Raw genomic sequence first — 13,555 nt, forward strand, 5'->3', positions numbered from 1 at the left:
TCATTGCCGCCGGCGGGGCCGTCGTCGGCCCTGCCAGACCCCCAAGGGTAGTCGGCGCGGGAGCGTGCCGCAACCCCGACGGGAGCGCTCGCCCGGGCCGCGGGGCGCAGACGTCGCTCGAGGTGGGCGGCGATCCCGGTCTCCGGCAGGGCCGGTGCGAAGTAGGAGCCCTGCCCCGGCGTGCGGCCGCGTGCCCGCAGGACGCGCCCGTGGTCTCCCCGGTCGACGCGGTCGACGAACTGCTCCGGGATCTCGAGCGTGTCGGCGCCGGGCCGCCGGCTCTATGAACGCGCGCGGGGCCGACAGACGGCTGGCGCTGCGGACGGCGATGCGCGATGCTAGGCTTTCGGCGCCGACGATGCGAGGCGACGTTGCCTCAGGCGCTGCATGCGCCTGGGGCTTTTTTCGTTTTCAGGGAGGAGAACAGATGGCGAGACCACGGAGCAGCCAAGCCGCGACGCCGCGGCGCCCGGCCCAGGTGCAGAGCAAGGATCGGGCGACGTCGAGCGTCGCGGCTCGCCGGGCGGTGCTGAAGCGGATCAAGGACGAGGGCGTCGAGCACGTCCTCTTCTGGTTCACCGACCTCGAGGGCCACCTCAAGTCGTTCGCGATCACGCCGAACGAGATGGAGGGCGCGCTCGACGACGGCATGGGCTTCGACGGCTCGTCGATCACCGGCTTCAACCGGATCGAGGAGTCGGACATGGTCGCCATCCCCGACCCGACCACGTTCCAGATCCTGCCCCGGCCCGTCGACGACCACGGCCACGAGCTGGGCGCCAAGGTGGGCCGCATGATCTGCGACGTCGTCAAGCCCGACGGGACCCCGTACGAGGGCGACCCGCGCTACCTGCTCAGGCTCGCCCTCGAGCGCATGAGGAAGGCGGGCTTCGACACGTTCAACGTCGGCCCCGAGCTCGAGTACTTCCTGTTCGAGGACGACAAGGGCACCGAGACGCTCGACGAGGGCGGCTACTTCGCGATGACGACGCAGGACGCCGCCACCGAGGTGCGCAACGACACGATCCACGCGCTCGAGTCGGTCGGCATCCAGATCGAGTACCACCATCACGAGGTCGCGCCGTCGCAGCACGAGATCGACATGCGCTACGACGACGCGCTCGTGATGGCCGACAAGACGATGACGTACCGCATCGTCGTCAAGGAGGTCGCGGCGTGGCACGGCTACTACGCGACCTTCATGCCGAAGCCGCTCTTCGGCGAGAACGGCTCCGGCATGCACACGCACATGTCGCTGTTCAAGGGTGGGCGCAACATGTTCTTCGACCCGAAGGACCCGCATCACCTGTCGAAGACGGCGAAGTCGTTCATCGCGGGCCTGCTCGTGCACGCGCGCGAGATGTCGGCCGTGCTGGCGCAGTGGGTCAACTCGTACAAGCGGCTCGTGCCCGGCTACGAGGCCCCCGTCTACGTCGCCTGGTCGCAGCGCAACCGCTCCGCGCTCATCCGCATCCCGCTCTACAAGCCGGGCTCGGAACAGGCGACCCGTGCCGAGATCCGCTGCCCGGACCCCGCCTGCAACCCGTACCTCGCCTTCGCGGCGCTGCTCCACGCCGGCCTCGAGGGGATCGAGAAGGGCTACGAACTGCCCGACGAGATGACGACGAACCTCTACCGGCTGTCGGCGGAGGAGCGCAAGCAGCGCGGCATCGTCGCGCTGCCCGGCTCGCTCGGAGAGGCGGTCGAGGAGCTCGCGGGCTCCGAGTTGATGAGGAAGGCGCTCGGCGAGCACATCTTCCCGCGCTACGTCGAGCTCAAGCGCAAGGAGTGGGACGAGTACCGGACGCAGGTGACGCAGTGGGAGAAGGACCGCTATCTCGCGGCGCTGTAGCCCCGAGCGCGTAGGGGCTGGACAGTGACGGTGAAATAGCGCATGATCGTTGCTGCAGGCCGTGCCGCAAGGCGAGCGGCCAGCCTGTGTCTGACGGCCGATCGCGGGTCCCCGGTGGGGGCCCGTGGTCGTTCACGACCCGATCGGGCGGCTGCAAGCGGCGTACGGCGGCGGCCGTCAGGCGCCCGGCTGCCAGACCATCAGCACGACGATCCCCGCGATCGCGAGCAGGAGCGACGCGTTCAGCGCCAGGTTGAGCGGATCGCGCAGCCGCCGCTCGAGCTCGCCGCTGCGCGCGTCGGCGTCGGCGGCAAGGCGCTCGGCCAGCTCGCGCGTGCGGCGGTCCTGGCGTCCCGCCAGCGCCCCGACGACCGCGATCCACCCGAGGCTCGCGAACGTGGCCGACAGCCATGCCGAGGCGAGGTCGACGGAGAGCCGGTGCGCGAGCCAGAAGCCCGAGCCGATCCCGAGCACGAGCCCGCCCGCGACGAGGGGCACCGCCGGCCGCACGGCGCGCAGCAGCAGGGCGATCTCGGACGGGCGTGAGCGCCGCATCGCCGCCACGCGGAGGATCGCGGCCGCGATCGATCCGCCGACGAAGAGGAACGCGCCCGCGAGGTGGAGCAGCAGCAGCCAGCGTTCGCTCATGCCCCGACGATAGCCTGCAGCAGTGCTGACCGTGCTGCGCATCGTGCACCTGCTCTCCGCCACCGTGTGGGTCGGTGGCACGATCGCGCTCGTCTTCGTCGGCGTGCCTGCGATCCGCGACCTCGAGGGCGAGGCGCGTGCCGCCGCGATGCGGGCGCTCGGTCGGCGCTGGCGTCCGCTCGGGTGGAGCGCGATGGGCGTCGCGATCGTCTCCGGTCTCTGGCTGACGGACATCCACGGCGGCTTCAACCGCGCCGCGCTCGCGACCGACTTCGACCGCACGCTGATTCTCAAGTCGGCGCTCGTCGCCCTGCTCTGCGCGGGCGCCGCCGTCCACGACTACGTGCTCGGCCCGCGGCTGCAGCGGGAGCTGCGCGAGGGCGCGCCGCAGGCGCCGTCGACGCGCCGGCGGCTCGTCGCCGTCGGCTGGGTGAACCTCTCGCTCACGCTCGCCGTGCCCGTGCTCGGCGCGATCGTGCTCACGTACCTCGATTGATGGACGACGCAGCCCGCCACCTGGCGCTGCTCACGAAGACGACGGAGGTCGTGAACTCGTCGCTCGACCTGCAGGAGGTGATGGAGGCGATCGCGCACGAGACGGCGGCGGCGCTCGAGACGGACGCGTGCTTCGTCTACCTGTACGACGAGCGCGCCGACGAGCTCGTGCTCCGCGCGACGCACGGCACGCGTGTCGAGGATGCGACGAAGGCGCCGCGCATGCGCCGCGGCGAGGGCATCACGGGTGTCGCGGCCGCGCAGGGGGAGCCGGTGATGATCCCCTCGAAGGCTCATCTCGACCCGCGTTTCAAGGCGTTCCCGAACCTGCGCGAGGACGACTACGAGTCGATCCTGGCCGTTCCGATCCTCGCCCGCGACAAGCTCGAGGGTGCCCTCAACGTGCGCACGCGCGAGCCGCGGATGTTCAGCGAGGCGGAGATCGAGCTCGTCGTCGCGATCGCCTCCCAGGTCGCACGAACGATCGAGCACGCGAAGCTCTACGCGCAGGCGCAGCGCCGGGTCCACGAGCTCGAGGCGCTCGCGCGCATCTCCGAGGCCGTCTCCGAGTCGCTCTACCTGGAGGAGTCGCTCGAGGCGATCGTGAAGACGACCGTCGAGTCGATGCAGGCGACCGGCGCCGCGATCGTGCTCGAGGACGGTCGCGTCGCCTGGCCCGAGGGACGGGCCGGCGCGCACGCGCTGCGGCTGCCGCTGCGCTGGCGCGCGCGCACGATCGGCGAGCTCGTGGTCGACCGCGACACCCCGTTCAGCGACGACGACCGCCAGCTTCTGGAGGCGATCGCGAGCCAGGCCGCCGTCGCGCTCGAGCACGGCCGCATGGCGCTGCGAGGGGTGCTCGCCCAGGAGATCCACCACCGCGTCAAGAACAACCTGCAGACCGTCGCCTCGCTGCTGCGCCTGCAGGCGCGGTCGGAGCAGGTCGACGCGAGGAAGGCGCTCGCCGACTCGGTGAACCGGATCCTCGCGATCGCCGCCGTCCACGAGGTGCTGACCGAGCACCGCGAGGACGACGTCGACCTCGACGAGCTCGTCGACCGGCTGCGCGCGATGCTCGTGCAGGGCCTCGCAGTCGGCAAGGAGGTTCACGCCGAGCTCGAGCCGGTCTCCCTCGCCGGGCAGCGCGCCACGGCGCTCGCGCTCGTGTTCACCGAGCTGTTCGGCAACGCGCTCGAGCACGGCGGCGGCCGGATCTCGATTACTCTTACGGAACGCGACGGCGACGTCGTCCTCGCGATCGCCGACGACGGCGACGGCATGCAGCTGTCGGCCGACGGCACGGGTCTCTCGATCGTCCGTGCGCTCGTCCGCGACGAGCTTGCCGGCGAGCTCCGGCTCGTCGACGATCCCGGTCTGCGTGCCGAGGTCACGTTTCCGGCGAGCGTGTGACGAAAGGACGACGATGCGAATCCTCATCGCGGAAGACGAGACGATCATCCGGCTGGATCTCCGGGCGCTGCTCGAGCAGGCCGGCTTCGAGGTGTGCGCGGAGGCGCGCGACGGGGAGGAGGCGGTCGCGCTCGCGGCAAGCAGCGAGCCCGACCTCGCGTTGCTCGACGTGAAGATGCCGAAACTCGACGGGATCGACGCCGCGCGGCGGATCCTCGACGAGCGCCCGATCCCGATCGTGATGGTGACGGCGTACGGCGAGGAGGAGCTCGTCTCCCGGGCCGTCGAGGCCGGCGTCTTCGGCTACCTCGTGAAGCCGTTCCGGGAGACCGATCTGCTGCCCGCGATCGCCACCGCCCGCGCCCGCCACGAGGAGCTCGCGGCGCTGCGCGAGGAGGTGGACACGCTCGCCGAGGCGCTCGCCGCGCGCAAGGCGATCGAGCGGGCGAAGGGCCTGCTGATGGAGCGCGAGGGACTGACCGAGCAGGAGGCGTTCGCGCGCCTGCGCAAGGCGAGCCAGATCTCGGGGCGGCCGCTCAAGGTCGTCGCCGACGCGCTCGTGGCAACGCTCACGACGTGAGCAGCCGCTCGTTCTCGCGCCGGCGCAGGCCGCGCCGCACGAGCCAGGCCGCAAGCGCGACGGCTGCGAGCGGGCCGGCCACGACGAGCGCGTAGAGCACGGCGGTCGCCTCGAGCGCGAGGATCTCCCCGGCCCGGTCGAACGCGCGGTCGAAGCGCGACGGCACGGCCGGCACGAGCGACGACTGCCGGGTCTGCAGGCTCAGCCGGATCGTGGCGTAGAGCGCCTCGCCGTTCACCTGCGCGCGCGTCGCGCGCACCCGGGCGAGCTCGGCGCGGGCCGCGTCGCGGCGCGCCGCGAGCGTGGCGCGTGTCTCCGCGTCGAGGCTCGTGGACGCCAGGCGGGCCGACAGGCGGGCGATACGCTCGCGCAGAGCGGTCTCACGCGTGGTCAGCTCGTCGACCTGGCCCTGCAGATCCTCGATCTGCACCTGCTGGGCGACGATCCTGCCGAGCCGGGAAAGGCGAACGATCGCGTCCTGCACCTGGGCCGTCGGAACACGCAGCGTCATCGTCGAGGTGCCGCTCGTGGAGGTCGCGTATGCGACGTTCACGACGTAGCCGCCGAGGTCGCGCGCCGTCTGCAGCGCCTTCAGGGTGGCGCTCGAGAGGGCGTCGACGTCCTTCACCTCGACGGTGAGCTCGGCGGAGTAGCGCTGGGCGCGTCCGGGCGTCGGGGCCGGGGCGGCGGCGTCTGCGGCGACGCCGGCCTTGGCCTGCGGCGCGAGCTCCCTTGCGGCCGGGCCCGGCGACGGCGGCCCGGCGAGCGACCCGACGGAGGTGGCGACCGTCTCGGAGGCGCCGGGCCTGGAGTCGACGAGCCCTGCGACGCCGGCAACCGAGATCGCGACGACGGCGGCCGCCGGAACGGCGACGAGCGCGACGCGTCGCAGCGAGAGGCGGGCGAAGCGCGACGATCTCCGCGCCGGCCCGGCGGCGGCGATCGCGCGCACGCGCTCGCGCAGCGCCTCGTCGGCGCTCGGCCGCGCCGCCCGCAGCTCGGCGACCAGGTTGCTCTCAGCGGAGGTCATGATCCCTCACCTTCTCCTCGAGCCTCGCCAGCGCCCGGCTCAGCCGTGTGGACACGGCGGTGGGACTGATCCCGAGCACGCGGGCGGTCTGCCCGCCGTCGAGCTCGAGCACGATGCGGAGCGCCACCACCTCGCGCTCGCCGGCGCTGAGCGCGGCGAGCGCCTCCTGCAGCTCCGGCCCGAGACCCTCGAGGAACGGCGCCTCGTGCGCCTCCGGCGCGGCGGCGGCCTCCTCGCGCCGCCGTCGCCGCGACTCGGAGCGGAACCAGTCGAGCGCGGTCGTGCGCGCGATGCCGAGCAGCCACGTGCGGGCGCTGCCGCGCCGGTGATCGAAGCGCGACCACTGGCGCAGGGCCTTCTCGAAGGTGGCGCCGGAGAGGTCGTCGGCGAGCGCCCGGTCGCGTGTCAGGTAGAGGAGGTAGCCGAACACGTCGTCGAGATGCCGCTCGGCCGCGTCGGCGAACGTCTGCGGGGCGGCTGTCTGCGTCAAGGGCCGGCTCAGTGTCATTGCGTGCACGACGGTTGTACGCCGCCGGGTGGCTGTCGCGTCACATGGAGCTCCGCGCTACGCGGACTCGAACAGCACCTCCCATCGGCCGAGCAGCTTCTGCAGCTCGTCGCGGGTCGTCCGGTACTCGGCCAGCAGGTCCATGTCCGTCCAGTCCTGCGCGAGCTTCTGCTCGAGGACGGCGACGTGCTGCTCCAGCGTCGTGATCCGGCGCTCGACCTGCTCGAGCTCGCTCGGGCCCTTCCGCGCCGCCGGCTTCGAGGCCTTCGGCTCCTTCGGCTTGCGCGCGACGAGCGCCGGCGGCACGACCGCCTCCTCCCGTGCCCGCACGAGATCGGCCCAGCCGCCGTCGTAGGAGCGCAGGGTGCCGTTCTCGATCGCGACGGTGCGCTCGGCCACCGCATCGAGCAGCGCGCGGTCGTGCGAGACGAGCAGGATCGCGCCCGGGAACGCCTCCAGCGCCGCCTCGAGCGCCTCGCGGCTCTCGAGGTCGAGGTGGTTCGTCGGCTCGTCGAGCACGAGCAGGTTGGCGCCAGACGCGACGACGACCGCGAGCGAGAGACGGCGGCGCTCGCCGCCCGACAGCACCGCCACCTGCTTCTCGTGCTCGCTCCAGCCGGAGAAGAGGAAGCGCCCGAGCAGCTGCTGGGCCTGCGGCCGTGCCAGCCCGGTCATCGCCATCGCGCACTCGAGCACCGTCCCGCGCTCGTCCAGCTCGACGTCGTGCTGCGAGAAGTAGGCGGGCTCGACGCCGTGGCCGAAGCGGATCGCGCCGGCGTCGGGCCTGCGCTGCCCGAGCAGCGTCTCGAGCAGCGACGTCTTGCCCGACCCGTTCGGCCCCACGAGCGCCACGTGCTCGCCGCGCTCGAGCACGAGCGTGGCGCCGTCGAGCAGCTGCTTGCCGCCCGCGGACAGTCGCAGCCCGTCGACCTCCAGCACGATGCGCCCCGTGCGGGCCGGCTCGAGGAACTCGAAGCCGAGCGTGCGACGCCGCCGCGTCAGGTTCTCGAGCTCGCCGGCCGCCGTGCGGCGCTCCTGCTCGAGCCGCGCGATCTGCGTCAGCTTCGCCTGCGCCTGCCTCGCCTTCGACTTCTTGTAGCGGAAGCGCTGCACGAAGCGCTCGAGGCGCTCGATGTCGCCGGCGACGCGCTGGACGCTCTTCGCCGCCGCCTGGGCGCGCGCGGCGCGCTCGAGCCGCCACTGGTGCCACGGCCCGGAGAAGAAGAGCGAGCGCCCGCCCTCGAGCTCCAGTACGGCGGTCGTGACGGACTCGAGGAACCAGCGGTCGTGCGCGACGAGCACGACGGCGGCGTCGATCGTCGTCAGCTCGCGCTCGAGCCATTCCAGGCTCTCTACGTCGAGGTGGTTGGTCGGCTCGTCGAGCAGCAGCAGATCGGGGTCGCCGGCGAGCGCCCGCGCGAGCGACGCCCGCGTGAGCTCGCCGCCGGAGAACGTCTCGAGCCCGCGGTCGAGATCGGCGTCGCCGAAGCCGAGCCCACGCAGCGCCGACGTGGCCCGATCGCGCCACCCCCAGCCGCCCGCGTGCTCGAGACGGGCCTGCGCCTCGCTGTAGCGGCGCAGCGTCGCGGGATCGTGGACGCCGCCCGCCATCGCCTGCTCGAGCGTGCGCAGCTCCTGCTCGATGCGCACGAGGTCGGCGGCGCCCGACAGCACGTACGCGCGCAGGGAGAGCCCCCGGTCGCGCGGCGGCCGCTGGTCGTGGAGCGCGACGCGCGCGCCCTTGGCGAGCGCCACCTCGCCGCCCTGCAGGGACGTCTCGCCGATGAGCGCGCGCAGCAGCGTCGTCTTGCCGGCGCCGTTCTGGCCGGAGAGGGCGAGGCGCTCCCTCCGCTCGACGGCGAACGAGACCCCGTCGAAGAGCGGGTCGCCGGCGATCTCCTTGCGCAGGCTGGAGGCGATGAGAACGGCCATCGAGCAAGGGTAGATGCGGCCGGCGCCGCCTTGACGATATGCTCGACAGACGTGGCCGCCGACCCTCGCACGGAGACGATCGACACGATCCGCGCGCTCGCTATGGACGGCGTGCAGAACGCGAACGCCGGCCACCCCGGTACCGCGATGGCGCTCGCGCCGGTCGCCTACCTGCTCTACCGCGACGTCATGCGCCACAACCCGGCGAGCCCCGGCTGGGCCGGGCGCGACCGCTTCATCCTCTCGGCGGGGCACGCGAGCATGCTCCAGTACGCGGCGCTGCATCTCGCCGGCTACGACGTCACGCTCGACGACCTGCGGGACTTCCGCCAGTGGGGGTCGCGGACGCCCGGACATCCCGAGCGCGGGCACACGCCCGGCGTCGAGACGACGACTGGACCGCTCGGCCAGGGGTTCGCGAACGGCGTCGGGATCGCGATCGCCCAGCGCTTCCTCGCCGAGCGCTACAACCGGCCGGGTCACACGATCGTCGACTCGTGGGTCTACGCCGTCTGCTCCGACGGCGACCTGATGGAGGGCGTCACCCACGAGGCCGCGTCGATCGCCGGCCATCTCGGTCTCGGGCGGCTCGTCTACGTGTACGACGACAACCACATCACGATCGACGGCACCACGTCGCTGACGTTCACGACCGAGGACAAGGGCAAGCGCTTCGAGGCCTACGGCTGGCACGTGCAGCACGTCGACGACGCGGAGGACCTCGATCTCCTGCTCGGCGCGCTCGCCGCCGCGAAGGCCGAGGAGGAACGCCCCTCGCTGATCGTCCTGCGCACGCACATCGCATACCCGGCGCCGCACGCGATCGACACGTCGAAGGCGCACGGCGCGCCCCTCGGCGAGGCCGAGGTGCGCGCGACGAAGGAGCGCATGGGCCTCGACCCCGACGCGACCTTCGCCGTCTCCGACCTCGTGCGCGAGCACATGGCGCCGGTGCTACGGCGCGGCGCCGAGCTCGAGCGCGAGTGGGAGCAGCGACTCGCCGCCTGGGCGGCGGCGTTCCCCGACCTCGCGCGCGAGCGTGAGCTCGATCTCGCCGGGCGCCCGCGCGACGGCTGGCACGAGGCGCTGCCGCGCTTCGCGGCCGGCGAGGACGTCGCCACGCGCGACGCGGGCAAGACGGTGATGCAGGCGCTCAAGCCGTTCACCCCGACGATGATCGGCGGCGCCGCCGACCTCGTCGAGTCGACGAAGACCGAGTTCGTGGGAGCGGGCATCTTCTCGGCCACGCACGCGGGCCGCAACGTCGCCTTCGGGATCCGCGAGCACGCGATGGGATCGATCGTGAACGGGATCGCGCTCGAGCCGGCCATGCTGCGCCCGTACGGCTCCACCTTCCTCATCTTCTCCGACTACATGCGCCCCGCCGTGCGCCTGTCGGCGCTGATGGGCCTGCCGGTCGCCTGGGTGTGGACACACGACTCGATCGGCGTCGGCGAAGACGGCCCCACGCACCAGCCGATCGAGCACCACATGGCGCTGCGCGCGATCCCGGGCCTCTGGTACGTGCGACCCGGCGATGCCAACGAGACGGCGATGGCGTGGCGGATCGCGCTCGAGCGCAGGGACGGCCCCGTCGCGCTGGCGCTCAGCCGGCAGAAGCTGCCGACGCTCGACCGCTCCCAGGTCGCCCCGGCGGAAGGAGCGCTGCGGGGCGCCTACACGCTCTGGCAGCGCGACCCCGCGTCGACCCCGGAGGCGATCGTGCTCGCCACCGGCTCCGAGCTGCACGTCGCCCTCGCGGGGGCGCGGGCGCTCGAGGCCAACGTCCGCGTCGTCTCGATGCCCTGCTGGGAGCTGTTCGAGGAACAGCCCGCCGCCTACCGCGAGGAGGTGCTGCCCGCCGGGGTCGAACGCCGCGTCTCGATCGAGGCCGGTATCACCTTCGGCTGGCAGCGCTACGCGGACACGTCGATCGGCATCGACCACTACGGGGCGTCGGCGCCGGCCGGCAGGATCTTCCAGGAGCTCGGGCTCACGCCCGGCGCCGTCTCCGCCGCGGTGGAGGCCCTGCTGCGATGAAGGTCGCCGCCGCGTTCGACCATCGCGGCGCCAAGCTCCGGGACGCCGTGCTCGCGGCGATCGCCGCGGCGGGCCACGAGGCGATCGACCTCGGCACCGGCGCGGACACGCCGCCTGTCGACTACCCGGACAAGGCGCTCGAGCTCGGCATGGAGATCCGGCGCGGCGCGGCGGAGCGCGGCGTGCTCGTGTGCGGCTCCGGGGTCGGCGCGTCGGTCGCCGCCTCGAAGGTTCCCGGCATCCGCGCCGCGATCTGCCACGACACGTATTCGGCGCACCAGGGTGTCGAGCACGACGACATGAACGTGCTCTGCCTCGGCTCCGAGATCGTCGGCGCCGAGCTCGCCCGGGAGCTCGTGCGCGCGTTCCTCGGCGCGCGCTTCGACGGCGGCGAGCGGTACCTGCGCCGCCTCGAGAAGGTGCTGGAGCTGGAAAGGATGACCAATGGCTGAATCACGACTGCACGAGCTGAGCGCCGCGGGCGTCAGCGTCTGGATCGACTCCCTCTCGCGCGAGATGCTCGCCTCGGGCGAGCTCGCCGCGCTGATGAGCGAGGACGCGGTCGTCGGCGTCACCTCGAACCCCACCATCTTCCAGAAGGCGCTCGCCGAGGGCGACCGCTACGACGCGCAGCTGCGCGAGGTCGCCGCGCAGGTCGACGATCCGGCGGAGATCTTCTTCGCGCTCGCGATGGACGACATCCGCGAGGCCTGCGACCTCATGCGCCCCGTCTGGGAGCGGACGGGAGGGGTCGACGGCTGGGTCTCGCTCGAGGTCGACCCGACGCTCGCCTACGACCGGGAGCGCACCTTCGAGCAGGCCGTCCGCTTCAACGCGGAGGTCGGGCGCGACAACCTGTACGTGAAGATCCCCGCCACCGAGCTCGGTCTCGGCGCGATCGAGGACTGCATCGCCAGGGCCGTTCCCATCAACGTCACCCTGATCTTCTCGCTCGCGCGCTACCAGGCCGTCGTCGAGGCATACCTGCGCGGGCTCGAGCGGCTCGTCGCCGCGGGCGGCGATCCGCGACGGGTATCGTCGGTCGCGAGCTTCTTCGTCTCGCGGGTCGACAGCGAGGCCGACCGGCGCCTCGAGGCGGTGGGACGGCCCGACCTGCAAGGCAAGCTCGCGGTTGCGAACGCGAGGCTCGCCTACCAGCACTACCTGCGCGCGTTCTCCGGTGAGCGCTGGGAGTACCTGGCCGCCAAGGGCGCGCGGCCGCAGCGCTGCTTGTGGGCGTCCACCTCGACGAAGAACCCGGCCTACCGCGACGTCCTCTACGTCGAGGAGCTGATCGGTCCCGACACGGTCAACACGATGCCGCTCGAGACGGTGCGCGCCTTCCAGGATCACGGCGAGGTGCGCGCGGGCAGCCTGCTGGAGAGCACCGAGGAGGCGAAGCACCTGCTCGCCGACCTCGCCGCGGCGGGTGTCGACTACGACGACGTCGTCGAGACGCTCGAGGCGGAGGGCGTGCAGAAGTTCGCCGACTCGTTCGCCGAGCTGCTCGCCGGCATCACGGCGAAGTCCGCATCCTTGACGGCGGCGTGAGCCCGCAGGGGAACCCGCTCAGCGAGGGGCTGCAGCTGCGCCGGCGGCCCGAGCCGTGCGCTCTCGTCATCTTCGGTGCCTCGGGCGACCTGACCAAGCGCAAGCTCCTGCCGGCGCTCTACGCGCTCGCCTACCGCAAGCTGCTGCCCGACCGCTTCGCGGTCGTCGGCGTCGCGCGTACGCCGCAGAGCTCGAAGGCCTTCACGGCCGCGATGAAGAAGGCGGTCAAGGAGTTCGCCCGTGACCCCTTCCGGCAGGACGTGTGGGACCAGCTCGCGGCGGGGATGCGCTACGTCAGCACGGACTTCTCCGACGACGCGGGCGAGGACACGGTCGGGCGCGTGCTCGAGGAGCTCGACGCCGAGCGCGGCACGGGCGGCAACCGGCTCTACTACCTCGCGGTGCCGCCGCAGGCGTTCGAGACGGTCGTGCAGGAGATCGGCGAGCGGCGCGCCCGCGAGGTGTGGGTGCGCCTGATCGTGGAGAAGCCGTTCGGACACGACCTCGCCTCCGCGCGCAAGCTCAACGAGCTGCTGCACCACTGGTTCGGGGAGGACGAGATCTTCCGCATCGACCACTACCTCGGCAAGGAGACGGTGCAGAACATGCTGGCGCTGCGGTTCGCGAACGGCATCTTCGAGCCGATCTGGAACCGGCAGTTCATCGACCACGTGCAGATCACGGTGGCCGAGTCGATCGGGATCGAGGGACGCGCCGGCTTCTACGAGTCGGCGGGTGCGATTCGCGACATCTTCCAGAACCACCTGCTGCAGCTGCTCGCGCTGACCGCGATGGAGCCGCCGATCGACTTCAACGCCGACTCGGTGCGCAACGAGAAGGTGAAGGTGCTGAAGTCGATGCACACGCCGGGCCCGAAGTCGGTCGTGCGCGGCCAGTACGGCGCCGGCTTCGTCGAGGGCGTCGAGGTGCCCGCCTACCGCGAGGAGCCGGGCGTGGCTCCCGACTCGCTGACGGAGACGTACATCGCCGCGAAGCTCTACGTCGACAACTGGCGCTGGGCGGACACCCCCTTCTACGTGCGGGCCGGCAAGCGGCTGGCACGGCGCGAGACGACGATCGCGATCCAGTTCCAGCGCGCGCCGCACCCGCCGTTCGAGGCGATCGCCGGCGACGGCCTGCGCCCGAACGTGCTGCTCATCTACGTGCAGCCGGACGAGGGCGTCTCGCTCGCGATCGGCGCCAAGGTGCCGGGGGCGGGGATGACGATCCGCACCGTGCACATGGACTTCCTCTACGGCGGCGCCTTCCGCACCGGCCTGCCGGAAGCGTACGAGCGCCTCATCCTCGACGCGATGCTCGGCGACGCGACCCTGTTCACGCGCGAGGACGAGGTCGAGGAGCAGTGGAAGCTCGTCGATGCGATCGTCGGCGGCTGGCAGCGCGAGCGGCCGAGCTTCCCGGACTACGAGAGCGGCACCTGGGGCCCGAAGTCGGCGGACGACCTGATCCACCGCGACGGGCGCTCCTGGCGCCGTCACTAGAGGCGGC

Annotated in this window: 12 protein-coding genes; 8 read left to right on the forward strand and 4 right to left on the reverse strand. The window is 72.2% G+C overall.

All coding sequences use genetic code 11. From position 1 onward, the window contains the following. The first annotated feature begins 427 nt into the window (after positions 1-427). Complete coding sequence (glnA, locus tag Gocc_RS00340; RefSeq protein WP_114794552.1) at positions 428-1,852, forward strand: type I glutamate--ammonia ligase; 1,425 nt, start codon at positions 428-430, stop codon at positions 1,850-1,852. Between the two features lie 177 nt (positions 1,853-2,029). Here glnA and Gocc_RS00345 read toward each other — a convergent pair whose 3' ends face one another. Next, positions 2,030-2,500: a DUF2269 family protein gene (locus Gocc_RS00345; RefSeq protein WP_181813249.1), complete on the reverse strand. Its 471-nt coding sequence runs from the start codon at positions 2,498-2,500 to the stop codon at positions 2,030-2,032. A 22-nt stretch (positions 2,501-2,522) separates the two neighbouring features. Between Gocc_RS00345 and Gocc_RS00350 the strand changes: the two genes are divergently transcribed. From Gocc_RS00350 to Gocc_RS00360, 3 genes are read left to right on the forward strand one after another with little or no spacing between them, the layout of a single operon-like run. Then, the gene (locus tag Gocc_RS00350) at positions 2,523-2,996 is read left to right on the forward strand and encodes a CopD family protein (RefSeq protein ID WP_181813250.1); all 474 of its coding nucleotides are present in this window, start codon (positions 2,523-2,525) and stop codon (positions 2,994-2,996) included. Then, positions 2,996-4,405: a GAF domain-containing protein gene (locus tag Gocc_RS00355; RefSeq protein ID WP_114794555.1), complete on the forward strand. Its 1,410-nt coding sequence runs from the start codon at positions 2,996-2,998 to the stop codon at positions 4,403-4,405. Before Gocc_RS00350 ends, Gocc_RS00355 begins: the two co-directional genes overlap by 1 nt. Before the next feature lie 13 nt (positions 4,406-4,418). Next, positions 4,419-4,985, forward strand: coding sequence for an ANTAR domain-containing response regulator (locus tag Gocc_RS00360; protein WP_114794556.1), 567 nt, complete (start codon positions 4,419-4,421; stop codon positions 4,983-4,985). Here the strand turns inward: Gocc_RS00360 and Gocc_RS00365 are convergent. The 3 genes from Gocc_RS00365 to abc-f all read right to left on the reverse strand — a co-directional run bounded on the left by Gocc_RS00365 (position 4,975) and on the right by abc-f (position 8,455). Then, a complete protein-coding gene (locus Gocc_RS00365) occupies positions 4,975-6,015 on the reverse strand; it encodes a DUF4349 domain-containing protein (RefSeq protein WP_114794557.1) in 1,041 nt (346 codons plus the stop codon). The genes Gocc_RS00360 and Gocc_RS00365 overlap by 11 nt on opposite strands. Continuing rightward, positions 6,002-6,505: an RNA polymerase sigma factor gene (locus Gocc_RS00370; protein ID WP_181813251.1), complete on the reverse strand. Its 504-nt coding sequence runs from the start codon at positions 6,503-6,505 to the stop codon at positions 6,002-6,004. Before Gocc_RS00370 ends, Gocc_RS00365 begins: the two co-directional genes overlap by 14 nt. Positions 6,506-6,580: 75 nt before the next feature. Beyond that, the gene (gene abc-f, locus Gocc_RS00375) at positions 6,581-8,455 is read right to left on the reverse strand and encodes a ribosomal protection-like ABC-F family protein (RefSeq protein WP_114794559.1); all 1,875 of its coding nucleotides are present in this window, start codon (positions 8,453-8,455) and stop codon (positions 6,581-6,583) included. Between the two features lie 51 nt (positions 8,456-8,506). On the opposite strand from abc-f, the gene tkt reads away from it, so the two are divergent. Genes tkt through zwf form a run of 4 tightly spaced genes read left to right on the forward strand, consistent with a single transcriptional unit; the run spans position 8,507 to position 13,548 of the window. Then, entirely contained in the window at positions 8,507-10,495 is a 1,989-nt protein-coding gene (gene tkt / locus Gocc_RS00380) for a transketolase (RefSeq protein ID WP_245904859.1), read from the forward strand. Further along, positions 10,492-10,947 carry an RpiB/LacA/LacB family sugar-phosphate isomerase gene (locus Gocc_RS00385; RefSeq protein ID WP_114794560.1) on the forward strand — a complete coding sequence of 152 codons (456 nt, stop codon included), beginning with the start codon at positions 10,492-10,494 and terminating at the stop codon, positions 10,945-10,947. The genes tkt and Gocc_RS00385 overlap by 4 nt, the downstream gene beginning before the upstream one ends. Further along, the gene (gene tal / locus Gocc_RS00390; RefSeq protein WP_114794561.1) at positions 10,940-12,046 is read left to right on the forward strand and encodes a transaldolase; all 1,107 of its coding nucleotides are present in this window, start codon (positions 10,940-10,942) and stop codon (positions 12,044-12,046) included. The genes Gocc_RS00385 and tal overlap by 8 nt, the downstream gene beginning before the upstream one ends. Further along, a complete protein-coding gene (gene zwf, locus Gocc_RS00395; RefSeq protein ID WP_114794562.1) occupies positions 12,043-13,548 on the forward strand; it encodes a glucose-6-phosphate dehydrogenase in 1,506 nt (501 codons plus the stop codon). The genes tal and zwf overlap by 4 nt, the downstream gene beginning before the upstream one ends. Positions 13,549-13,555 lie beyond the last annotated feature (7 nt).

Origin of the sequence: Gaiella occulta, from assembly GCF_003351045.1 — a bacterium.
GTDB lineage: Bacteria > Actinomycetota > Thermoleophilia > Gaiellales > Gaiellaceae > Gaiella > Gaiella occulta.

What these genes read in the sequence shown, in the direction of transcription:
- glnA (WP_114794552.1), top strand. Translation starts at nt 428, where the DNA reads ATGGCGAGACCACGGAGCAGCCAAGCCGCGACGCCGCGGCGCCCGGCC.
- Gocc_RS00345 (WP_181813249.1), bottom strand. Translation starts at nt 2,500, where the DNA reads ATGAGCGAACGCTGGCTGCTGCTGCTCCACCTCGCGGGCGCGTTCCTC.
- Gocc_RS00355 (WP_114794555.1), top strand. Translation starts at nt 2,996, where the DNA reads ATGGACGACGCAGCCCGCCACCTGGCGCTGCTCACGAAGACGACGGAG.
- Gocc_RS00360 (WP_114794556.1), top strand. Translation starts at nt 4,419, where the DNA reads ATGCGAATCCTCATCGCGGAAGACGAGACGATCATCCGGCTGGATCTC.
- Gocc_RS00365 (WP_114794557.1), bottom strand. Translation starts at nt 6,015, where the DNA reads ATGACCTCCGCTGAGAGCAACCTGGTCGCCGAGCTGCGGGCGGCGCGG.
- abc-f (WP_114794559.1), bottom strand. Translation starts at nt 8,455, where the DNA reads ATGGCCGTTCTCATCGCCTCCAGCCTGCGCAAGGAGATCGCCGGCGAC.
- Gocc_RS00385 (WP_114794560.1), top strand. Translation starts at nt 10,492, where the DNA reads ATGAAGGTCGCCGCCGCGTTCGACCATCGCGGCGCCAAGCTCCGGGAC.
- tal (WP_114794561.1), top strand. Translation starts at nt 10,940, where the DNA reads ATGGCTGAATCACGACTGCACGAGCTGAGCGCCGCGGGCGTCAGCGTC.